Origin of the sequence: Oleiharenicola sp. Vm1 (assembly GCF_047777955.1) — a bacterium.
Classification (GTDB): domain Bacteria; phylum Verrucomicrobiota; class Verrucomicrobiia; order Opitutales; family Opitutaceae; genus Didemnitutus.
On record NZ_CP180537.1, the window covers coordinates 3956714 to 3979688 of the forward strand.

A 22975-nucleotide genomic window follows, 5' to 3' on the forward strand; every position below is an offset into this window, starting at 1 on the left:
GGTGTCATGCACCGGACCGCGGGGCTTTCGGGATCTCCCACTCCCACGCCACGTGCGTTCGGGTCGGCCCAGGCTGGACGTAGGCGGCGTGGGAGTTGGGTTCGATGCGCCGTTTCTACAACTTTGCACTGGCACCACACGGCCCCGAACACGTAGTCCTTCCCCCCGGGCCGATTGAATGCTGCATTCTTTATTCTCCCTCCTCGATACTTACCCTGGGGCCTATTGGGTGCTCGCTTGGCCCACGATGGCGCTCCTTGTCGCGTGGGCGGCTGCCGCCTCCTTTGGTGATTGTGCCGTCACGCGTAGGGCGACTTGGCGCGGCCCGGTGCTCATCGGACTCGTGCTGCTCGCGTGGCGCTGGCCCTGGCTGCTCGCCGCCTCGGAATTCAATCCCGACGAGAGCCAGATCATCGCCGGCGCCATGGCGCTGGCGCACGATCCTGTCTTCTGGCGTTCCGTCGACGGCACAACCTCGGGACCGCTCAATTACTATCCGCTCGTTCCCATCGCCTGGCTCGACCTGCCGATGGACTTTTTCACCGGACGGCTCGCCGGACTACTGATGGTCGGCGGCGGCTGCGTAGCGCTCTACCGCGCGCTCGCGCACCTGAGTGACGAGGCGATGGCTCGTATCGGGGTGCTGCCGGTTGTGCTTTTCTTCGCCACTGCCATCGACCCGGATTTTGTCCACTATTCCTCGGAGCACGTCATCCTGCTCCTCGCACCGATCTCGCTCTGGCTCATTGCGCGCTCCCGCACCTCCGCCCACGGGGGCGCGTGGAATCTCCGCGCGGCCGCGGTCGCGGCCGGCGCGATCCCCTGGGCCAAGCTCCAAGGCGTGCCGCTGGCGCTCGTGCTGCTACTGTGGATCGCATGGCTCGCCTGGGTCTCGGCTGTCTCGATTCGAGGCCGACTGACTGCGCTCGCTGCCGTCACCCTTGCCGGCGCGGCGCCGTCGCTCGCCTTTGCGGGCATCACCGCCGCCGGCAGCGTGTTCGACATGATGTTGCATCGCTACGTGCTTCAGAACGCGACCTACGTTGACGTCGCGATCAATTTTCCGCCCTCGCTGCCGGGACTACTGCGCCGTGCCGCGGAATTCGGGCAGTTCCTTGCGCTTGCCCTGTTCTCCCTCCTGATGACGGGGCTCGCCGGGCTGGTGCTGGTCCAGCGACGTCGGTGGCCGAACGCCATGCTGGGCGTCGCGCTCGTCTGGGTGGCGGCGGCGATCTTCGCCATCGCCTTGCCGCGACGCGAATTCCTCCACTACCTGCTCTTGGCCGTCGTTCCGCTTGGCTTGATGGCGGCCCTAGCGCTCCGGGAGATCTGCTCTGCCATGGCGCCCGCCTCCCGGCGAACAATGCTGGCGCTGTTTCTTGTCGCCGGCGTCGCCGTGCCGCTGGCTCGGCGCGCGACGCAGGGTGTGCCCTTTCTCGTCGGCGCCTTGCTCGACCAGTGGCGTTTCCCGTATCACGCAGACGGGGCAATTTTGCGCAGCCTGCGTCGACCAGGCGACACGCTCGCGATCTGGGGCTGGTCGGCGCGCACCTACATTGAAGCGGGCATGCCACAGGCTACACGCGACACCCACACCTTCTGGGCGACCGGCGAGCGAACGAGCGAAGATCCGCACCGCCGGGTCTACCTGGCCGACTTCCTGGCCCACCGTCCGCCCTTCTTCGTCGATGCCACCGGCGAGGGCGCCTTCTTCTATGACCGACGCGACCGGTTCGGTCACGAGGACTTCCCGGAGCTGGCGGCGGCCGTGCGCCGCGACTATTCCCCGCTGATCGATCTGGGATATGCGCGCGTCTACATCCGCAACGACCGCCGAGCTGCCGAGCCGCTTACGCCATTGGAAATCGCGACGCTCGCTACCCGCGCCCGGCGCATCGATCAGCCACCCGAGGTGCCCGCGATGACCCTTGTCGGTGACGCCCACTACGAGATGATCGCCGGACATAACGTCCTCGTGCTGCCCGCGCCGGCACGGGCTTATGTTCTGCTGGACCCGTCGAGCCGCGCACTCGAACTCCAGGTGGCATTTCACCCTAGGGCGGTGGCCGAGGGCGTCTCCGATGGTGCGGAAATCGCTCTCGAGCTGGTAGACACGCGGGGCGAACGACGGATCTTCCAAGAGCGCCTCAACTTCGGCGCCGCAACCCGCCTCGAACGTCGAATCACGCTGCCGCCCTTCGCCTTTGGCACGCACCTGCAAATCCGCGCCCTGCCCGGACCGGCGGGCAACAATGCCTGGGATTGGCTCTGCATCGAAAATCTGCGCCCGGTGCGCCGCTCGTTCTACGCGGCGGAGCAATTCCCCCACTTCGACCGCTTGCCCAGCATCGCCGAGTTCGATGCGGCCGAGCTAAGCAGCCGGGATCGCGGGGTCGCGCTGCGCGCCACCGCCCCCGGCAAAGTCGAGTTCCCCCTCACCGCAACGGACCGTCACTTCACGCTTGCCTTGCGGTCTGCCGGGCCGGGTGAAGCCGAGTTGATCGTCGAGCGAGTCGACGAGGCCGGCATGGGGGCCATCCTCGCCCGCAGCGCGCTCGCCGGCCTGCCACGACGCAACGGTGCCGCACTGATGGACCTCGCCCTACCGGCGAGCACCAGCGGTGATCGCCTGCGCCTTTCTTTTCGCACGCTAACCCGGACTCCCGTGCTGGAATTCGAGCGCGTCAGTTTCCACTGAATCCTCCGTGAAACCAGCCGTGACGGCGCCGGGTGGCGTGCCGCACGGGATCTCAGCCGAGGTTTCAGCTTCCCCTCGAAATTGCCGGCTGCTTAGCTCGCGCCATGCGTTTCCTGATCTCCGGTGTGTGCGGGTTCGTCGGCAGCACGATCGCCCGGGCCCTGCTCGCGTCCGGTCGCAACCACAGCATCGCGGGCTTCGACAATTTCATCCGTCCCGGCAGCGAGACCAATCGTGCCGAACTCAAGGCGCTCGGGGTGAAACTGTTCCACGCCGATCTCCGCGCGGCGAGCGATGTCGACGCGTTGCCTGACGCCGACTTTGTCATCGATGCGGCCGCCAATCCCAGCGTTCTCGCCGGCGTCGACGGAAAAACCAGCAGCCGCCAGCTCGTCGAACACAACCTTGTGGGCACGATCAACCTGCTCGAATACTGCAAGGCGCGGAAAGCGGGTTTCGTCCTGCTCAGCACCAGCCGGGTTTATGCCATCGAGCCGCTCGCCGGGCTGCCGGTTGCCGTGCGCGCCGGCGCGTTCGTGCCGGACGCGACGCAGCCGCTGCCCCGCGGCCTCACGGCGGCTGGACTGGATGAGACGTTCTCCACCGGCGCGCCGATCTCGCTTTACGGCGCCACCAAGCTCGCCTCCGAGGCGCTGGCGCTGGAATATGGCGAGACCTTCGGTTTTCCGGTCTTTGTCAATCGCTGCGGCGTGCTCGCCGGCGCTGGCCAGTTCGGTCGCGCGGATCAGGGCATTTTCGCCTACTGGATCAATGCGTGGCGGCGACAGCGCCCCCTCAAATACCTGGGGTTCGGCGGCCTCGGCCATCAGGTGCGCGACTGCCTGCATCCGCGCGACCTTGTGCCCTTGATCGAAAAACAGACTGCTGCCGGCCGGATTCCAGCCGCCGATCGGCTGATCAATGTCGCCGGCGGCGCCTCCTCCGCGATGTCGCTCCGGCAGTTGAGCGACTGGTGTGCACGGCGCTTCGGACCGCACCCGGTGGCGCAAGACGGCACGCCGCGACCGTTCGACATTGCCTGGATCGTGCTCGATTCCGCCAAGGCCCAGCGCATCTGGGGCTGGCAGCCGGCCGCGACGACGCTCCAAATTCTCGAGGAGATCGCCCGCCATGCGGAGGCCAACGCCGGGTGGCTCGATCTCTCGGCGCCGATCTGACGGTCCGCGCTTCAGGGCCATGACGCGCGCGCCGAATGAACGGTAGATTCCCTTTGTTACCCTCCCCCTTCCACCTCTCGCCTTGGCAGGCCTGCGCCTGTCCAACACCATGATGTCGGCCTGGAGCTGGCTGGACCGCCACCCACAAGCGTATTTGGGGACCGCTTTGCTGCCGGTCATCGCGCTGGTGTGGCATGCGCTGCGCGCCCCGTCTGGGCCGGAAGCGCCGTCATGGCGCACGCGCTGGGCCTTTCCGCTGCTCGTGCTGCTGGCGCTGGCGGCGCTGCGCTGGCCGCAGCTCATCGCCCATGAGGAACTCAATCCCGATGAGAGTCAGTTCATCGCGGGCGCCCTCACCCTGCGGCACGATCCGGTCTTCTGGCGCTCAGTGGACGGCATGACGGCCGGGCCGCTGGCCTCGTTCGCCCTCCTCCCGGTCCTATGGCTGGGGCTCCCGCTGAACTACCTCGCCGCGCGAGTCGTTGCGTTGCTCGCGCTGTGGTTGACGTTCACGTTCGGCTACCGGCTGGTGCTGGCACATTATCACCGACGGGCCGCTAGCCTGGGCTCGCTTCCGGCCGTGCTGTTCTTCGCCGCGGTGGGCGATCCGGATTTCAACCACTTCTCGTCGGAGATGGTGCCACTGGTGTTGCTTAGCGGGGCAACCCTCGTTCTAGGCCGGCCGGGCGCGCTGACCCGGCCGGCGTTATTCTGGGGTGGAATGCTCGCCGGCCTGACGCCGTGGGCCAAGCTCCAGTCCGCTCCGATTGGCGCCGTCATCGTAGCGCTTGCCCTCGTCCGGGTGGCGCGCGAACACATGGCGGGCGACCGGTTGCAGCGCCTTGCGCTCCTTGCGGGCAGCACCCTCGTCCCTGCGGCGGGGGTGCTGGGCGTCGTGTGGGCGGCAGGTCTCGGCGAGGATTTCTACCGCAGCTACCTCATCCAGAATCTTATCTACGCGAAGCCCGCAACGCTGCGCGCCCTGACCGGGACAAGTCGCTACCTGCACCCCGATTTTGCCACGATCGGCTACCTCACGGTGCTGACGGGAGCCGTGCTCGCCGCAACCGTCGCGTGGATCGGGTGCCGCCGAAATCGGTCGCCGGACGCTTGGCGCCTGCTGTCTGCCGCCGGCCTGCTCCTCGCTGCGATCGCCTGCGTGCTGGCGCCAGGCCGGGATTTCCTGCACTACACGCTGCTCCTGCTGCCCCCGACCCTTCTCCTTCAGGGCGGCGCCATCGGTGCGATCCGCGCTCGGACAGGCAGCGCAGCCACATGGTCCATGCCGGAGTTGTCCGCCGTCGCCGCAACGGTGATCGTATTTGTCCTGCACGCGATGCGGCCTCTGCCTCCACTGTGGGGGCGCCTCGCCACCAACGCGCGCTTCCCCATTTCCGAACTCGGCGCGCTGGTCCGCACCATCACCGTGCACGAACCGACGCTGTCCGTGTGGGGCTGGCAACATCAAGCCTACGTCGAGACGGGGGCCCGGCAGGGCACGCGCAGCGCCTACACGTATTGGGAGATCGTGCAGCATCCCCAGCGGGAATACTTCCGCCGCCGCTACCTTGCCGACTTCGCGACGCAACGCCCGGCTGTGTTCCTGGACATGGTGGGCGAGTCGACCTTCTACTTCAGCAATCGCGCGGTCAACGGGCACGAAAGCTTCCCCGAATTGGCGCGCCTCGTCGCCCGCGATTATTGTCAGGTCGCCGAGCTGCGCTACAGCCGCGTCTACGTGCGCCGCGACGTCCTCACGCGCTACGGCATCGCGCAGCGCGAACTCTGGCACGCTTACCTCTCCGGGGCGCCATCCGACTACCTCGACGGCCCCGAGAACCAAGATCTCAATCGCTTCACCCTTCCCAAGACGACGGTGGAGGGGCGCTTTGTCATGATGATGCGTCCGCCAGCGCGCGTGGGCTGGACCTTGAGCGGCACGGAGCGTGAGTTGCGGCTGCTTTACGGATACATCCCCGAGGCCGCCCTGCATGCCGAGGGCAACGGCACCGAATTGATCGTTTCCCTTGTCTCGCCTGACGGTTCAATGCGCCAGCTCACCCGCTTTCTATTTGACCCCGCGCACGAACGCGGTCGCGGCGCCGGTCCGCGCTCGTTGCGTGTGCTGTTGCCGCCGGGCGAGGTGCGGGGATCAACCCTGCAACTCGAGACCACCCCTGGTCCGGGCAACGAGGAGGCATGGGACTGGCTCTACGTCACGCGCGTCGGGCTCCTCCACTATGGCGGTTTCCTGCCCCGGCAGTTTCCCGCGTTCAACCGCCCGCCAGACGCCATCGAAGCCCCCTTGGGGCTCGTGAGCGGCTCCGCGCGCGATCCCGAATTGCTTCTGCACGCCCCCGCCACGCTCCGCTTCAGGCTCGCCGGCCATGAGCGCACGCTCGATTTCACCTTCGGTTTCCGACGCGGCGCCTTCACTAACGGCGGGCTGACCAACGGCGCGATTTTCCGCGTGCGCGTGAAACGTCCGGGTGTCGCTCCCGCCGAAGTGCTCTACGAGCGGCTGCTCGACCCTGTGCGCCAAACCGCCGACCGTTCCACCCAGCACGCCACCCTCGATCTGCCCACGCTTCCCGCGGACACGGAACTGGAGCTGGTTATCGACCCGAACGGCAGCAACGCCTGGGACTGGACTTTTGTCGACAGTCTGCGGCTGGGCTGAACGATCCGGCGCCAATGAAAAGCGCACTTGCCCCCGCAGCGTGATTTCAGGTGAGTTGCCCGTCTGCATGCCCGACTCGACACCACTCCGACTCTACTCGATCGTTATCCCTGCCCGGGACGAACAGGATTCGCTGCCGCCGACGCTCCAGGACATCTACGCGACATTCGCACGCGAGGGCATCCCGCACGAGATCGTGGTCGTCGACGACGGCAGCCGCGATCGCACCTGGGCGGTTCTTCAGGAGCTGAAACAAAAGATCCCCACGCTCGCCCCCGTCCAAAACCCAGGTCCGCACGGCTTCGGCCGCGCGGTCGTTTACGGCCTCAACCACATGAGGGGCGACGCCTGCGCCATCATGATGGCCGACGCGTCCGATTCACCCACCGATGCCGTGAAATACTGGCGCCTGCTCAACGAGGGCTGGGAATGCGTCTTCGGTAGTCGCTTCATGAAGGGGGGCGAGGTCATCGATTACCCGCGCGTGAAGCTCTTCGTAAACCGGCTCGCGAATTTCCTCGTGCGCGTTGGCTTCAACATCCCACTCAACGACACGACCAATGCCTTCAAGGCCTACCGCCGCACCGTGATTGACGGTTGCCGCCCGTTTCTCGCCCCGCACTTCAACCTCACCGTCGAGATTCCACTAAAAGCCGTCGTCCGTGGCTATCGCTGGACAGTGATGCCGATCTCCTGGCGCAATCGCAAATACGGCGAGGCTAAGCTCAAGATCAAGGAGATGGGCAGCCGCTACTTTTTCATCTGCGCCTACGTCTGGCTGGAGAAATACTTCAGCCGCGGCGACTACCGTCGGAAGTGAGCTTTCCCGCTCTCAAAACCGCGTGTTGACGCCCACCGCGACCACCTCTCTCGTAGCCGCTCCATGATCTATCTCCTCGGAGGCTCCGGTTATGTCGGCCACGCCTATCAGGCATTGCTCACGCGCAAGGGCATCCCGTTCCGCAACCTGCGGCGCGCGGACGTCAACTACGCCGACCGCGCCACGCTCACCGAGCTGCTCCGCCGCGAAAAGCCCGCGTTCCTGATCAACGCCGCCGGCTACACCGGCAAGCCGAACGTCGACGCCTGCGAGCTGCACAAGTCCGAGTGCCTCGACGGCAACGCCGTCCTCCCCGGCACCATCGCCCGCGCCTGCGCCGACGCCGGTGTCCCGTGGGGCCACGTCTCCTCCGGCTGCATCTACACCGGCGCCCGGCCCGACGGCACGGGCTTCACCGAGACCGACACGCCGAACTTCTCCTTCCGCACCAACAACTGCTCGTTCTACTCCGGCACCAAGGCCCTCGGCGAAGAAGTCCTCGCCGGCCAACCGGACGTCTACATCTGGCGCCTGCGCATCCCCTTCAACGAGGTCGACAACCCGCGCAACTACCTCACCAAGCTCATGCGCTACGCCACGCTGCTCGAGGCGACGAACTCGATCTCGCAGCTGGACGAATTTGTCGCCGCCACCTTCGCGTGCTGGGAGAAACGCGTGCCTTTCGGCACCTACAACGTCACCAACCCCGGCCAGATCACCACGCACGAAGTCGTCGAGCTGATCCGGAAAACCGGCATCTCGAACAAGCCCTTTCAGTTCTTCAAGGACGAGGCCGACTTCATGTCCAAGGCCGCCAAGACCCCGCGCTCCAACTGCGTGATGAACTCCGCCAAGCTCGCTTCGGTCGGCATCCAGATGACCGAGGTCCACGCCGCCGTCGAACGCGACCTCCGTCGCTGGGTCCGCACCTGAGCGGCCCGCCCCCTTCTCCGCTCCCAACTCCCGATCCATCGTGAACCTTCTCGTCACCGGCGGCGCCGGCTTCATCGGCTCCAACTTCATCCGCCAACGCCTCCTCGAAAAGGGCTCGCCCCTGGCAAGGCTCGTCAACCTCGACGCGCTCACCTACGCCGGCAACCCCGCCAACCTCGCCGATCTCGCCGCGGACCCGCGCTACGTTTTTGCCCACGGCGACATCGGCGCCGCCGCGCTGGTCGCGTCGCTCCTGGCCGAGCACCAGATCGACGCCATCGTCAATTTCGCCGCCGAGTCCCACGTCGACCGCTCGATCGATTCGCCCGAGCCGTTCATCCAGACCAACGTCGTCGGGACGCTCCGCCTCCTCAACTGCGCCAAGCAATACTGGGCCAGGCTCCCGGAGCCGAGGAAGAGCGCCTTCCGCTTCCTCCACGTCTCGACCGACGAGGTCTACGGCTCGCTCCCGCCCGGCGCCCCCGCCTTCACCGAGGACCACGCCTTCGAGCCCAACTCGCCCTACGCCGCCTCCAAGGCCGCCAGCGACCACCTCGTCCGCGCCTACCAGCACACCTACGGCCTGCCCACGCTCACCACCAACTGCTCGAACAACTACGGCCCGTATCACTTCCCCGAGAAGCTCATCCCGCTGATGATCCTCAACGCCCTCGAGGGGAAAAACCTCCCCGTCTACGGCGACGGCATGCAGATCCGCGACTGGCTCTACGTCGAGGACCACGCCGCCGCCATCTGGACCGTCCTCCGCGGCGGCCGCGTCGGCGAGACCTACAACATCGGCGGCTGGAACGAAAAACCGAACATCGAGATCGTGCACACCATCTGCACGCTCCTCGACCGGAAGTCCCCGCGCGCCGACGGCCGGAGCTACGCCACGCAGATCACCCACGTCCAGGACCGCCCCGGCCACGACCGCCGCTACGCCATCGACGCGACGAAGATCCACCGCGAGCTCGGCTGGAAACCCGCCGAGACCTTCGCCACCGGCATCGAGAAGACCGTCGACTGGTATCTCGCCCACCGTCGCTGGGCCGCCGACATCACGGCGAAGAAATACTCCCGCGAACGCCTCGGCACCCAAGTCTGATTTCCACCCCATGAATCGCAAAGGCATCGTCCTCGCCGGCGGCTCCGGCACCCGCCTCTACCCGCTCACCATCGCGGTCTCGAAGCAGCTCATGCCGGTCTACGACAAGCCGATGATCTACTATCCGATCTCGGTGCTGATGCTCGCCGGCATCCGCGAGATCCTGGTCATCTCCACGCCACAGGACCTGCCGCTGTTCCGGAAGCTCCTCGGCGACGGCGCCAACCTCGGCGTGAAATTCTCCTACGCCGAACAGCCCAGCCCCGACGGCCTCGCCCAAGCCTTCACCATCGCCGCCGCCGCGGGCTTCCTCACCGGCGCCGAGCCCTCCGCCCTCGTTCTCGGCGACAATCTTTTCTACGGCGCCGAATTCGTCCGCTCCCTTGAGGAGGCCTCCCGGCGCACGACTGGCGCCACCATCTTCGGCTATCACGTCGCCAACCCTACCGCCTACGGCGTTGTCGAGTTCGCCCCGGATGGCCGCGTCGTCTCGCTCGAGGAAAAGCCGAAACAGCCAAAATCCAACTACGCCGTCCCCGGGCTCTACTTCTATGACGAGCAGGTCGTCCCGCTCGCGCGCAGTCTCAAGCCCTCCGCGCGCGGCGAACTCGAGATCACCGACCTCAACCGCCTCTACCTCGAGCGCGGCGCGCTGCACGTCGAGCTCTTCGGCCGCGGCACGGCGTGGCTCGACACCGGCACACACGACTCGCTCCTCGAGGCCGCCACCTTCGTCAACGTCCTCGAGAACCGCACCGGCCTGAAGATCGCCTGCCTGGAGGAGATCGCCTTCAAGCAGGACTGGATCGACCGCGCCGGCCTCGAGGCCAACATCAAGAAGCTCGGCAAGTCCTCCTACGGCGACTACCTCCGCCGCCTGCTCGCCTGAGTTTTGTTCGTGCGCGCCGCAGGGCGGCGGGCTACCAACGACGCCGGCCGCATGCAGGTCTCGTTCATCATTCCGCTCTACAACTGTCTCGCGCACACTCAGGAGTGTCTGCGCACGTTGCAGGCGACCCTGCCCGCCGGGCTTGCCCACGAGATCATTTTCGTCGACGACGGCTCGACCGACGGCACCCGCGCGTGGCTCGCGACCCTGAGCGCTCCCTGCCGGATCATCCTGAATGAGCAGAACCTCGGCTTCGCCGGCGCATGCAATCGCGCCGCTGCCGTCGCCGACAGCGAGTTTCTCTTCTTCCTTAACAACGATCTCGTGCTGCTCCCCGGCTGGTTCGGGCCGATGCTTGGATTGCTCGATCGTCCCCACACCGCGCTCGTCGGCAACATCCAGCTCAGCGTCCGCAGCGGCACTCTTGATCATGCCGGCGTCCGCTTCAACGAGAAGGGCAAGCCGGAGCACGACCGCACCCGGCCACTTCTCGCCCGCCTCCGCGGCTGGCGCGAAGTCACCGCGGTGACCGGCGCATGCTTCGGCATTCGGCGCACGGTTTGGGAGAGGCTCGGTGGGTTTGACCCCGGCTTCCGCAACGGCGGCGAGGACGTCGATCTCGCCCTTCGCGCCGGCGCGGCAGGGCTGCGCACGCTCGTGTCGCTCCGGAGTGTCGTCGGCCACCACGTAAGCGCGTCGCTGGGTCGCAAGCTCCGTGACGAGCACAACTCCCGCCGCCTCGCCGTGCGCTGGCGCGGCGCCATCGTGTCGCTCTCGGCCCGTGCCTGGGCGCGTCACCACATTACCACCCTCTGGGATCGATCCTGTGTGTTCGACGATGCCCTCGCTCGCGCCGCGCTCTGGGCCGCCCTCGGAGGCACCATCGCCCACTCCGTTCTAGACGGCATGCAAAGCGCATTCGAACGCGAGATCGTCCGTTGGCACGTCTTGCTCGACGGCGCAGCGCCCCCCGTGGAACGTAGCCGCGCTTATCCCCCGCGGATTTAGCCGCCGCGCTCGACCGAGCGCACGACCGACTGCGGCCGGCCGTTCACGGTCAGGAACATTCGTCCGACATACTCGCCGATCAGGCCGAGCATCACCAGCTGCGTGCCGGAGAAGACCAGCAGCGCCCCCATCAGCGAGCCCCAGCCGTAGGCCGGGCCGTGATTGAAGAAGCGCAGGTAGAACACGATCGCCAGACCCGCGAGACCGCCGGCCGCCATGAGCAGGCCGAGCAGCGTGGCGAGGCGCAGCGGCATCACGGAGAAGTTCACGAACGTGCTCGCCCACAGGCGCAGCAGTCGCCGCAGGGTGTAGCCGCTCTGCCCCGACTGCCGGGCGCGGTGCTGCACCTCGAGCGAGCCGATGCCCTGCGTCACCTGCAGCAGCAGCCCGTCGATGTAGGGAAACGGCCCCTCGTGCGCCGCGACCTCCTTGGCCGCGAACGCGCTCACGCAGCGGAAGCTCGAGAGGTAAAACCCCTTCGGCTTGTCCAGCACGTAGTCGGTCAGCCGGTTTGTGAACCAACTGCCAAAATTGCGGAAGAGCGAATGCTCCTTCTGGGCATAGTGCCCGTAGACGACGTCGAGCCCGGCCTGCTGCGCGTGCGCCCAGAGCCGCACCGCCTCCGCCGGCGGATTCTGGCCGTCGTCGTCGAGATTGACCACGTGCGCCCCGCGCGCGTGGCGGTAGCCGGTGAGCACGGCGTTGTGCTCGCCGAAATTCCGCGCGTGGTTCACGAAGGTGATCGGCACGCGCGCCTCGCGCACCAGCTCCCGGCACACCGCCGCCGTGGCGTCGCGGCTGCCGTCGTTCACCAGCACGATCTCGTGCCCGCCGGCGATGGGCAGTCCCTCGATCTCCTTCACCAGCGGCCGGATCGTGTCGGCGCTGTAGTAGAGGGAATGACGAAACTGAGCGCGGGTTGCGCGGAAGCCATGGCGTGACCGGGGTGCAGGGCGCCAAGCCACCACAGCGCCCGCGCGCTGTCAACGCCCCGGCCCGCGATGGCCGCGCCGCCTAGAGGTAGTGGGGCAGCTCGTGGCGGAAGAACTCCACCGTGCGCTTCACCGCGGCCGCGATGTCCGGGCGCCGACGCCAGCCGAGACCGCGCCGCGCGCGCCGGTCGTCGGCGCAGTAATCGCCGATGTCGATCTTCTTCCGCTCGGCGGGAAACGGCTTCACCCCGAACCGGCCGCCGCGACGACGAGCTCCGCGCGCGCCCGGAGCGCGATGCGGCCCGAGCCGCCGAGATTGTAGACGCACCCGCGTCCCCCGCGCCACCAGCCGCCGCACGAGGTTCGAGCCGATGAAGCCCAGGCCGCCCATGACCAGCGCGCGGCGGCCGCGCAACGCCCGCAGCGCGACGCGGTCGCGCTCACACGGCGTCGACGCGCGCCACGACGAGCACCGAACTGCCGAACGGCAGCGCGTTGCCGGCGGCGAGCCAGCGGTGCTCGAGGTTCATCATCGCGCCGAACGTGCCCTCCACCGCCGGCGGATACAAACGCACATCGCTCTCGCCCTCGCCCGCGGGGAACACCTTCCGCCGCAGCACCGCGAGCGGGAACGGCAGCGCGTTCCAGTAGCTCGACCACACCGGCCGCCAGCCGCTCGCACGCAGCAGCGCGTTCAACTCGCCACGCGAGCAGCGCCAGAGATTGCCGACCTGCCGGTCATGATAGGAATACATCCAGCGGTAGGCCGGCATCGTCAGCACGACCGCCCCGCCCGGCCGCACGACGCGGCGGAACTCCGCCAGCGCCGCGCGCGCGTCCGGCACCTGGCAGACGACGTCGCACGACACCACCGCGTCGAACTGCCCGTCGCCGAACGGCAGGGCCGTCACCGACCCGAGCGTCACCGGCAGTCCCGTGCGCTCGCGCGTCGTCTGCACCGCGATCTCCGAGAAGTCCAGCCCCTGCAGCCGCCAGCCCGGCTCCGCCGCCGCCAGCCGCCGCAGCAAACCGCCGGTGCCGCACCCGGCGTCGAGCACCGCCGCACCCGGCCCCGCCACGCCGCGCAGCGCCGCCGCGACGTGCCGGTGCAGCGCGCGGTAATACCACATGACGTCCTCGACGTCGGCCATCTTGCGATATTCCTCGGGCAACATTGCTCCGTAGATGCGGGATTCACCGTCCGGCGCAAGGCCCCAAAATTGCATCGGCAACCCAGCCGTCTTCGCTCATCAAGTGAGCCGCGTGTATCTGCCCGCCTCCCGTCACGATCTTCTGCGTGCCGTCGCCCTCGCCGGCGTCGCGGCTCTGATTTGGATCGTCTGGCAGGGCGCGTGGACCCGTGCGGCCTGGGACAGTCCCGCTTCCTACAGCGTCGACGCCCTCGAATATCTCGCCCGCCTCAAGCTCTGCGAGGAACGTGGCATGAGTTTCCTGATCAACGAGGACGCTCCGCGTCTTGGCGCCCCGTGGGCAGCCGACTGGGCGGCCTACCCGATGCCCGACCGGCCGATCAATGTCGCCACCGGCCGGATTGCGCGGGTGACCGGCCTGATTGTCGCCGGCAACCTCTCCCTGCTCGCCGCGCATGTGCTGGGCACGCTCGGCTTCTTCGCCGCGGCCCGCCTGTGCGGGCACCGGCCGCTCTTCGCCGCGGCAGGAGGTCTGGTCTTCGGCTTCAGCTATTACATCGCCCAACGCGGCTTCTCGCACTATTCGTTCGCCCTCGCCTTCGTGGTGCCGCTCATGCTGGCCGCAACGCTGGTGGCCGGCGGGGCGCGCCACCTGCTGCGGCGACGGGCCGTCCAATTGGGCGGCGCCTTAGTTGCCATCCTAGTCGCCCTCGGCAATCCGTATTTCGGTTTCCTTTTCGGCCAATTGCTGCTTGGCGCCCTCGTCACCCGCCTGGTTCTTCACCGCGGGCGGGACAACACCGTCATTCTTGCCTGGCTCGGCCTCTTCCTCATCGTCTTGCTGCTGGCCAATCTCTCGGCCGTGCGCGCCCTGCTATCGGGCGAGGGTGCGGTGCTGGCACGCAACTACGCCGCCACCGAGCTCTACGGCCTGCGGCCGATCGAGTTCCTTGTGCCTCCGCCAACCCACCGCTGGACGGCGGCCGCGGAAATCGGACGGCGCTACGCCTCCGCCACTAGCCTGGGCGGCGAGCTATTCTTCCCCTACCTCGGCTTTGTCGGCCTAGCGGGCCTCGCGCTCGTGTGCGGCGAGGGGCTAGTGCGTCTCGGGCGCGGGCGCCTCGGCCTGAGGCCGGCGCACCTGCCGCTCCTGGTATGGATCGTGGGATTCGCCATGGTGGGCGGGGCGGCGGCGGTGTTTGCTTTCGGCATCACCGATCTTTTCCGTGCGACCAACCGCTACAGCATCTGTGTCGCCGCCGTGACCCTGCTCGCGCTCACCTCCTGGGCCACGCGACGGGCCGGGCGCCTGCCGCCACTCGTCGCCGCTCTGCTGACCGCGGTGCTGGTCGTTCTCGCACTCTGGGACCAGTTGCCCCCCGTGCGCCAGACCGCGCGGAGCTGCACGCTCGGGTCGAACGCGACCGCCGCACCGCCGCCACCCTGGAGGCGGCACTACCTTCCGGGGCGATGGTCTTCCAGCTGCCGGCCGTTCCGTTTCTCGAGCAACCAACGGTCGGGGCGATGACCGACTACGAGTTGTTCCGTCCCTTTCTCTACACACGCCAGCTGCGCTTCAGCTACGGCCAGCTCGAGCACACCGCCGCCTACACTTGGCAGCGCAACGTCGCCCGCCTGCCTCCCTCCGACATGATCGCGACACTTGAGCACGCGGGCTTTGCCGCGCTCTACATCCGCCGCGATGCCTTCGCCGATCGCGCGACCGGACTGGAGGAGATGCTGCTCCGGTCCGGACGCGAGCGCCTGCTCGACACAGACAACCAAGTCGTATTCCGCCTCCGACCCGCTCCAGCCGGTGCCCCGCCCCTCCCCGCGGAAGATCCGCTTGGGCACAACCGCTGGGACGACTCGGCTCCCGTCCTCGGCCAGCCGGCAGTGCTTGTCGGCGACGGCTGGTTCCAGGTGGAGCACGAGCCGCGTGGGCCGTGGCGCTGGGCGGGGCAGCATGCCACGCTTTACCTGTGGCACCCATCTGCCGAGCCTGCCGTCGCACAGCTGCGTTTCTCGGTCAGCGCGACTTCGCACACGGTCTTCACCGTTGAGGTCGGCACCGTGCGACACCGGGAGATGGTCCGCGCCTACCAAGCCAGCCCGGTCGAGCTGACCGTGCCGCTGCAACCAGGTTTGAACGAACTGCGACTGTTCACCGACGCCGGTGCGCGCCGCGCCGGTCCGGCCGATCCGCGCCGGATCGCCTTCAACGTCGCCGACCTCGCGGTCGATTTCTCCCCCGCCCGGCGCGAGTGAAAATCGGTTTACATCACGCCGCCGCCCCCGCGAACTAGCCGTTGCATGCCGCGCCACCGCCCGAAGTTCACCGGCCTCTTTCCTGACGACGTCGACCCAGATTCGTTCTGGATCCGTGAAACCGGTGTGCTGGCCCTGCCCCCCCTAGTCGGTGTGCGGGAGATCCTCGTCCAAGGCGAACTCCGGCCGGCCGATCCAGCGGACTCGACGTCCCGCGGCTCGCTGGGACTCGTCATCCGCTGCGACGGCGCCGACGTGAGCGCAACAGCGTCGCTCGCAGAGGGTCCATTCTCATTCCGCTTTTCCGTCCCGACTGGCGACGCCAACGCTCCGCACCGGCTCGAATTCCTGTTGGTCGGCGTGGGCTTCTCGAACTTCCTCGCCTGGCTGGGCCGAGTGAGCGGCCTCGCGCCGCTGCAACCGTGGCGCCACCAGTCCCGCAACCGCCGGTTGCGCATCCGGCGCGTCGAGGCGGACGGCGAGGTGCTCTTCGATTTCGCCAACCGCGCCGCACCGTGGAACCCCGTCTTCGCGCGACGCTTCCTGCGACTCGGCTTCAACCTCCTCGGCTACCTCCGCGCCGACCTCGGCATCGGCGAATCCGCGCGTTGCATGGCGCGCGCTGCCGATGTCGCCCAGCTTCCCGTCGCACTTGTCGACCTGCGCCTCCCCTGCAAGAACCCCCGCGGCGACGACACCTTTGCGGCCCGACTGCAGAGCGACCTGCCGCATCGCGTAACGATCGTGCACGTCGACGCGCCGGGCATGCGCGATCTCGAGCACCACCACGGCGCCGATCTCCGCCGCGATCGCTACACGATCGGCTACTGGGCCTGGGAGCTGCCGGAGTTTCCGGACGCGTGGATCCAATACGCCGACTACTGCGACGAGATCTGGGCGCCCTCTCGCTTCGCCGCGGAGGCGATCGCCGCCAAGGTTCCGGTGCCCGTCCTCGCCATGCCGCACGCGATTTCGTTCGCCCGTCCGCAAGGCGACTTTCGGGCGAAGTTCAACCTCCCGCGCGAACAGTTTTTGTTTCTCTTCCTCTACGACCTGAATTCCTATTCCGCGCGCAAGAATCCGGGCGCCGTGATCGAGGCCTTCCGCCGCTCCGGCCTCGCCGGCCGCGGCGCCGCGCTCGTAATCAAGGTCCACAATGCCGCCGGCAACCCGGACGACTTCGCCCGCCTCCAGCGCGCCGCCGCCGAGCTGCCCGGCACCGTGCTGATCAACGCCACCCTGAGCCGCGTCGAGATCTACGAGCTCGAGAGCGCGTGCGACTGCTTCGTCTCACTACACCGCTCCGAGGGCTTCGGCTTCGCCGTCGCCGAGGCGATGTATCTGGGCAAGCCCGTCATCTCGACCGACTGGTCGGGCACAGCGGAGTTCGTCGACGCCACCAACGGCTGCCCGGTCCGGGCGGCGCTCGTCTCGCTCGATCGCAACCACGGTCCCTACGCCAAGGGTCAAATCTGGGCCGAGCCCGACGTCGCGCACGCCGCCGAGTGGATGCAGCGCCTCTTCGCCGACCGCGCCCTGGCCGCCCGCCTCGGCACGGCCGGGCAACGGACGATCGAAGCGCAGTTCTCCCCCGCCGCCATCGGCGCGCGCTACCGCCGTCGCCTCGAGGCGATCGCCGGCTGGTGATGAACCGCCCCGGCAAACAGTTCCTGCTGCTGTGGGCCGGCGTGACGCTCACGCTTTTTTTTGCGCGCTGGGGATTCTACTGTTCCAGTCCGACCCACGAGACGGGCGACGCGGCCCTGAACGCCATCCAGATCGACCGCGCCAAGCACTTTGCGGAACTGCACGGCAACTACTCGCGCTTCCGCTTCCATCACCCGGGCCCCGCGTTCTTCTACGTTTACGCCGCGGCCGAGAAGGTCCTGTGCGACTGGCTCCCGACCCGCCTGACACCGGCGAACGCCCACGCCGTGGCCGGTCTCGCGCTGCAGGCCGCGTTCTTCGCGCTCGGGGTGACACTCGCCGCCCGCTGGATCACGACCCGCCTCTTCGTTCCGACGCTGCTTCTGGCGGCGGCGTTGCACCTCGCGCTAGCCGGGAACGCCTTCTGGAGCATTTGGCCTCCGCATGTGCTCCTGATGCCGTTCTTCGCCTTCTGGGTCGCATGCGTGTCGCTCGCCTGCGGCCGGCGCGAGGACCTGCCGTGGGTGCTGCTGTGTGGATGCTTTCTCGTCCACGGCCACGTAGCCCAGCCGCTTTATGTCGGCACGCTCTCCGGCCTCGCCTACGTCGCCACCTGGCGCCGCGACGGCGCCCCTTGGCGGGCGCCTCGTCCGCATGCAGTGGCGGCGGCAATCCTAGCACTGTTTCTCGTGCCGCTCGTGCTCGACGCATGCCGCGGACCGGAGAGCAACTTCGCCGAGATCTTCCGCCACTTGCGCGACAACTCCGAGCAGCTAAAAAAGCCACTGAAGTCTCTCCTCTATCTCCTCAGCTTCTTCGGCTACGTGCGCGACCAAGATGCGGTGCTTAAGGAGCTGTCCGTGGCGAGCCTCGGAATGTTCCGGGAACACTGGCCGGCCTTCGCCGCTTGGGCGGCGTTGCTGGCGGCCAGCACGCTGGCGTGGCGACGACTGGCGGCCCACGAAGCGGCGCATCGACGGTTTTGGCGCACGGCCGCGCTGTTTTGGATCGCGACTCTCGGGCTCAGCTTCGTGTGGGGCCTGGTCCAGACCGGGCGCATGTTTGAGTTCAACATGTATTTTTTCCACGCGGTCTCGCTGCTCGGCTTGCTGCCGCTGCTCGCATGGCTGGGCGCCCGGCCCACGCCCACGGCGGCACGCAGGCTGGCGCCCGTCATTTTCGCCGTCGCCGCGCTAGCCGGAGGCGCCGCCTTCCACCGCGGCCCGCTCAACGCCGACGAGGCCGGCCGCCAGCGCCTCGCGGCGGTCGAGGCCGCGCTCGCGCGGCCCGCAGACCCGGCGCGACCCCGACTACTCGTTTTCACGCACGACCAGTGGCCCAACGCCGCGGCGGTCGCGCTCGCCCTGCATCGAGGTGGTCAGCCCTATTTTGTCGAGGAAGCGTGGACTTTCATGCACCCGGGTCGCATCGTGCCGGCCGCGTGGCTCGCGGCCGACGAGCCGCCGCTCACCGTCTGGCGCGTCGTGCCCAGCGGCACGAGTCCCAATGAAATTCCGCTGGACGCGGGCGGCGCGCTGCTGATCGGACCGCAGTCTCTGGCGCCTCCCGTCGATTTGCCGTTCATCCACGATCGCGCCGCGGCCTACGTGGTTGCGGGGCTCATACATGACCCGGCGCGCAGCCCGCGGGCGTGGCTGAGCCAGCCCGACGCCATCATCCAGTTCCGCGCCCCGTCCTCGACCCACGACATCGAACTGGTGCTGCCAGTCGTGCCTAGGTTGCCGGGGCGCATGCCGATGCCGCCGCTCGCCATTCATTTCGACGGACAGTTGGTCCAACGCATCGTGGTCACGGCCCGGCAAACCCTGCGCGTGCGTCTGGACCGCAAGGCGTGGAACGCGCGCACGACGCACGTCCTGCGCTTACACCTGCCGGGTGCCCGCAATCCCGACGAGCCCGCCCTGCCACGATCCTGGGACGGGCCCAGTCTGGCAGTGGATGCCATTGGCTTCTTCCCCGTGCCATGACCTTGCTGGGCGGCGCCCTCCTCCTCGCTGCCACACCGATTGGTCTGTGGCTGCTCGGCGCCGAGCTGGCCCGCCGCCTACCCGCCTCCCGGCCGGCCGAGCGCCTCGCATGGGCGGTGCTCGGCGGCCTCGGTGTGTTGCTCCTTATCCTGGCGGTCGTGAACGCTTTTGTCCCGCTCCGCGGATGGACGGCGTGGCTGTGCCTCGCCCCGACCCTGCTCGCGTCCCGGCCCACGGTCCTCCGCGCCGGGCTGCGTGACATTCGGACGCTTTTCAGCGGACGCGGTCTGGCACTGGTCGCCGGAACCGGGCTATTTCTTCTCCTGCTGCTCTGGCCTCGGCTGACGCATCCCGACGTCCTCTACTATGATGGCACGGCCAACCACGACGGCTTTTTTTGGATCACGGGCGCGCAAAACCTCCAACAATCGTCCTATCTGGAGGAACGCCGGATCGACCGTGCGCACCCGGCGTTGAACACCGCGCAAGCCATGTCGGGCTGGCTGCCTTCGTGGGGCAGGATGGCGGGTGAAGGCTACCTCGCGCTCCTGTCGAGCCTCACCGGCGCGCCTCCGCTCTACCTTTATCTTTTCGCGTCGGCAGCGCTCCTCTTCCCGTGGGTCGCCGCCGTGTTCCTCTTCGTGCGGATGTTCATCACCGAGCGCCTCCGTGCCCCTGCCTTGTTCGCGCTGGGAGCCCTGGAACCGTTGTTTGCTTTCACACATCACAACGGCAACCTGCCCAATCTGCTCGGAGTGCTCTGCGGAGCCATCGCCGTCGCAGCGGTCGCGCGCAGCCTCGGCCGCACCGGCGATCCAACCGCTTGGAGCGAACGCCTGCTTGCGGCGCTGGGCGTGCACGGCCTGCTGTGCAGTTACCCTGAGTTGGCGCCGTTCGTGGCACTGCCGCTCGTCCTGCTGCTGGTTCGCGGCGGGCTCACCGGCCGCGCGCTCACTCCCTCGCAGGAGCCTTGCTGGCCGGGGCGGTGGTCTGGCCTGTCACGACCTGGCGGGCCCTCCAGGGCTTCGGCGTGTCGTTTCTCAGCGCGCGAGCGGGCGACCACTGGGCAAATCTTTTCAGCACCATCGCGCCGGCGCAATTCCTGCCGGCCATCATGACGCTCTCGCCGAAGACCGGCACCGAACTCGGTGCGCTCGGGGGTGGCCTGGTCACAGCGGTGTTGGTCGCGACCGGCATCTGGACGATTTTCCGCGCGCGCGACCGGACCGGCCTTCTGCTCACCCTGAGCGGCGCGGCGGCGCTCGCACTCTACACTGCTACCACGGATTTTTCTTACGGCTGGCAAAAGACGATGCAATTTGCCGCCGTCTCCCTCTCGGCGGTGCTCCCCGCCGGCGGCATTGCCCTGGCCGTCGCGGAAACGCGGGGCTGGCGGCAGATCGCGGCTGCAGGCGTGGCGGCTTTCTTCGTATTCGCACAGGCGATCATCGAACTGGATCTTCTCAAGTGGAGCGAACGCAAGGCGCTTGCTGCGGACTGGCTCCAGCTCGATGCGACCGTGCGTGCCCGCGGTGCTACGTGCGTCGCCATCGATCCGCGCACGTTCTCCCAGCCGTTTTTCCACGCCATGTGGGCGCCGTATTTCCTGGGGCGCGTCCCGGCGACGCTCTTCGTGGAGCGCGGCGCCGGCACCGGCGGTTACCTGCGCGCCTCGATCGTTTCCGTGCCCGCGGACGCGGCGCCCGGCGCGAGTCTCGTGGGACGCGCGTGGGCGGACACTCTCGATGCCAACTCGCCCCGCTTGCTCGCCGGTCGCGATTTCGCGCTGCTCGATCGCGTCAACCGGCTGCTCGCATCGTCCGGCCTCCAGCCCTCCGTCGGCGTGCCGCAGCGGGCGGCGCCAGTATTTTCCCTCACCGTGCTCCCCCACGCCGCTGCCGAGCTGCAGGTGGAAATTGTCCGGGACGGAAGCGCCGGCATCTGGGAGGTGGCAAACGACCTGCGGGTCGGGGGCCAGTCCGCCGTGAGCGAGCCCGGCCGCTGGACCCTACGCGTGCGACTGGTCGGGGGCCGGGCCCAGACGATCGCTTTTCGCTTCGTGCCGGCGGCCGCGAGCCCAACCCCGCCGACGTTCGAGCTCCGCCGCGTCGCGATCCAGTGACGCAAGGGAAAGCGGTTTACTTCCCAGGCACCAATGCGCACAAAAATGGCGATGGATTCATCTTCGCCCCACTGTCCGGACGCAGCCGCAAGCGGCTGGCGCGCGTGGTTGTCCGGCCAGCGCAGCCGCCTGCTTTTTGTCGCCTTCTTCGCCCTGTTTCTCGTCTACGGCTCGTTTCGCCAGCGCTACATCTGGGGCGTCGACTCCTTCGGTTATTTCCAGCTCGGGAAGCTCTTCAGCGAAGGTCGCGGCTTCCTGCCACTGCCTTACGCCTCGCCGCACGCCACCGCGCTGGTGCCGTGGGGCTTCACGCTTGTCCCAGGCACCGAACACGCGCGGCCCGACTATCCCCCGGGCTTCCCGCTGTTGCTCGGCATCGGGCACTGGCTTGGCGCGCCGCTCTGGGTGACCCCGTTCTGCGGCATGCTGTCAGGCGTGCTCCTGCTCGGGTTGCTGCGCACGCGGGTGTCCGAGGCCGTCGCGCTGCTGATGACCGCGGCGTGGGCTGTCATGCCGCTGACCGTCTACGGCAGCACGATGGTGATGAGCGATCTCGTCGCCGCGACCACGCTGCTCGGCGGGCTGTGGGCGTTCCGGCGGGGGCGGCCCGCGCTCGCGGGGTGGCTTTTCGTCCTGAGCGTCGCCGTGCGGCCCACCGACGCCTTGTTCCTCCTGCCGTTTTCCCTGACGCTGCGGGCCGAGCGTGCAACTCTCCGTCTGTTCGTGCATCTGGCCGTCGCGGGCTTGCTCTACGCGGCCTACAACACCGCGCTGTTCGGCGCACCCTGGCGAACTGGCTACGGCAACGTCTGGGGCAGCATGTCGCCCAAAGTCTTCCCAGAATTCGCTGGCTTCTTTCTCGCGACGACGTGGAAGCTGCTCACCCCGGTTGTGATCCTGTTCGCCGCCGTCGCCCTGCTCCGTCCATCGCGCGAGCGCGCGTTTCTCGCGCTCTGGCCGCTGACTCTGATCGTGTTTTATTCGTTTTGGGAATCGGGCGGCGCGGACAAATGGTGGTGGCTGCGCTTCATCCTGCCGGGCCTGCCGATGGTGTTTCTGCTCGCCGCGGAGGGCTGCGAACTCAGCCGCGAATGGCTGGCGGCCCGCGTCGGCCGGGCGACGGTGTGGCGCGTCGCAACGCTCGTCGTGCTCGCCTTGCCACCGTTCTTCTACCTGCGGTTCGGCCTCAGCCAGGACGACCTCTGGAAGCGCGACATCGGCCGCGTGAACTACGACATGGTGCTCAGGGTCGAGGCCGACTTGCCGCCCGGCGCCTTGGTCGGCACGCTTGAGCACGCCAGCAGCCTAGCGCTCTACACGCAACTGACGCCCTTCGTGCCAGTGGATCCGCGCGCGGCCGACCTTGTTGCCGAAGCGCTCGAGCAGGGGCGACGGGTGTTCCTCCTTCCCGAGCCGTGGCAGCGCGAGAACCCCTACGTGGCGTCGATCTTCCGGCGCTTCGCCGCACGCGAGGTCGCGCGCTACGACTCGCCCTGGCATGACCTCGTGCTCTATGAGCTGTCCCGGCGCTGAGCGCGCCGAGTTTTTCGTCT

Annotated in this window: 17 protein-coding genes; 14 read left to right on the forward strand and 3 right to left on the reverse strand. The window is 67.9% G+C overall.

Annotated features, from left to right (window positions below):
- The first annotated feature begins 343 nt into the window (after window positions 1–343).
- The 8 genes from ACMYLB_RS18990 to ACMYLB_RS19025 all read left to right on the forward strand — a co-directional run bounded on the left by ACMYLB_RS18990 (window position 344) and on the right by ACMYLB_RS19025 (window position 11314).
- Window positions 344–2698, forward strand: coding sequence for a hypothetical protein (locus ACMYLB_RS18990; protein WP_415908512.1), 2355 nt, complete (start codon window positions 344–346; stop codon window positions 2696–2698).
- Window positions 2699–2802: 104 nt separating this feature from the next.
- Window positions 2803–3876 (forward strand): NAD-dependent epimerase/dehydratase family protein, encoded by a 1074-nt coding sequence (locus ACMYLB_RS18995; RefSeq protein WP_415908513.1) that lies wholly within the window; start codon window positions 2803–2805, stop codon window positions 3874–3876.
- Between the two features lie 82 nt (window positions 3877–3958).
- Window positions 3959–6556 (forward strand): hypothetical protein, encoded by a 2598-nt coding sequence (locus ACMYLB_RS19000; protein ID WP_415908514.1) that lies wholly within the window; start codon window positions 3959–3961, stop codon window positions 6554–6556.
- A 67-nt stretch (window positions 6557–6623) separates the two neighbouring features.
- Complete coding sequence (locus ACMYLB_RS19005; RefSeq protein WP_415908515.1) at window positions 6624–7376, forward strand: glycosyltransferase family 2 protein; 753 nt, start codon at window positions 6624–6626, stop codon at window positions 7374–7376.
- A 63-nt stretch (window positions 7377–7439) separates the two neighbouring features.
- The gene (locus tag ACMYLB_RS19010) at window positions 7440–8309 is read left to right on the forward strand and encodes a sugar nucleotide-binding protein (RefSeq protein WP_415908516.1); all 870 of its coding nucleotides are present in this window, start codon (window positions 7440–7442) and stop codon (window positions 8307–8309) included.
- A 40-nt stretch (window positions 8310–8349) separates the two neighbouring features.
- Entirely contained in the window at window positions 8350–9417 is a 1068-nt protein-coding gene (gene rfbB, locus ACMYLB_RS19015; protein ID WP_415908517.1) for a dTDP-glucose 4,6-dehydratase, read from the forward strand.
- A gap of 10 nt (window positions 9418–9427) precedes the next feature.
- Window positions 9428–10306: a glucose-1-phosphate thymidylyltransferase RfbA gene (gene rfbA, locus ACMYLB_RS19020; protein ID WP_415908518.1), complete on the forward strand. Its 879-nt coding sequence runs from the start codon at window positions 9428–9430 to the stop codon at window positions 10304–10306.
- Window positions 10307–10357: 51 nt separating this feature from the next.
- Window positions 10358–11314, forward strand: coding sequence for a glycosyltransferase family 2 protein (locus tag ACMYLB_RS19025; protein WP_415908519.1), 957 nt, complete (start codon window positions 10358–10360; stop codon window positions 11312–11314).
- On the opposite strand, the gene ACMYLB_RS19030 is transcribed toward ACMYLB_RS19025, so the two are convergent.
- From ACMYLB_RS19030 to ACMYLB_RS19040, 3 genes are all read right to left on the reverse strand, one after another.
- Window positions 11311–12177 carry a glycosyltransferase gene (locus tag ACMYLB_RS19030; RefSeq protein ID WP_415908520.1) on the reverse strand — a complete coding sequence of 289 codons (867 nt, stop codon included), beginning with the start codon at window positions 12175–12177 and terminating at the stop codon, window positions 11311–11313. The two genes, ACMYLB_RS19025 and ACMYLB_RS19030, sit on opposite strands and share 4 nt — an antisense overlap.
- A gap of 151 nt (window positions 12178–12328) precedes the next feature.
- On the reverse strand, window positions 12329–12493 hold the full coding sequence (locus ACMYLB_RS19035; protein WP_415908521.1) for a hypothetical protein: 165 nt from the start codon (window positions 12491–12493) through the stop codon (window positions 12329–12331).
- A gap of 193 nt (window positions 12494–12686) precedes the next feature.
- Complete coding sequence (locus ACMYLB_RS19040; RefSeq protein WP_415908522.1) at window positions 12687–13421, reverse strand: class I SAM-dependent methyltransferase; 735 nt, start codon at window positions 13419–13421, stop codon at window positions 12687–12689.
- 88 nt (window positions 13422–13509) lie between these two features.
- On the opposite strand from ACMYLB_RS19040, the gene ACMYLB_RS19045 reads away from it, so the two are divergent.
- The 6 genes from ACMYLB_RS19045 to ACMYLB_RS19070 all read left to right on the forward strand — a co-directional run bounded on the left by ACMYLB_RS19045 (window position 13510) and on the right by ACMYLB_RS19070 (window position 22955).
- On the forward strand, window positions 13510–14925 hold the full coding sequence (locus tag ACMYLB_RS19045; RefSeq protein WP_415908523.1) for a hypothetical protein: 1416 nt from the start codon (window positions 13510–13512) through the stop codon (window positions 14923–14925).
- The gene (locus ACMYLB_RS19050) at window positions 14868–15665 is read left to right on the forward strand and encodes a hypothetical protein (protein ID WP_415908524.1); all 798 of its coding nucleotides are present in this window, start codon (window positions 14868–14870) and stop codon (window positions 15663–15665) included. The genes ACMYLB_RS19045 and ACMYLB_RS19050 overlap by 58 nt, the downstream gene beginning before the upstream one ends.
- A gap of 45 nt (window positions 15666–15710) precedes the next feature.
- A complete protein-coding gene (locus ACMYLB_RS19055) occupies window positions 15711–17312 on the forward strand; it encodes a glycosyltransferase family 4 protein (RefSeq protein WP_415908525.1) in 1602 nt (533 codons plus the stop codon).
- Window positions 17312–19300 carry a hypothetical protein gene (locus tag ACMYLB_RS19060; RefSeq protein WP_415908526.1) on the forward strand — a complete coding sequence of 663 codons (1989 nt, stop codon included), beginning with the start codon at window positions 17312–17314 and terminating at the stop codon, window positions 19298–19300. Before ACMYLB_RS19055 ends, ACMYLB_RS19060 begins: the two co-directional genes overlap by 1 nt.
- A 985-nt stretch (window positions 19301–20285) precedes the next feature.
- A complete protein-coding gene (locus ACMYLB_RS19065) occupies window positions 20286–21422 on the forward strand; it encodes a hypothetical protein (RefSeq protein WP_415908527.1) in 1137 nt (378 codons plus the stop codon).
- A 33-nt stretch (window positions 21423–21455) separates the two neighbouring features.
- Window positions 21456–22955: a hypothetical protein gene (locus tag ACMYLB_RS19070; RefSeq protein WP_415908528.1), complete on the forward strand. Its 1500-nt coding sequence runs from the start codon at window positions 21456–21458 to the stop codon at window positions 22953–22955.
- The last annotated feature ends 20 nt before the right edge of the window (window positions 22956–22975 follow it).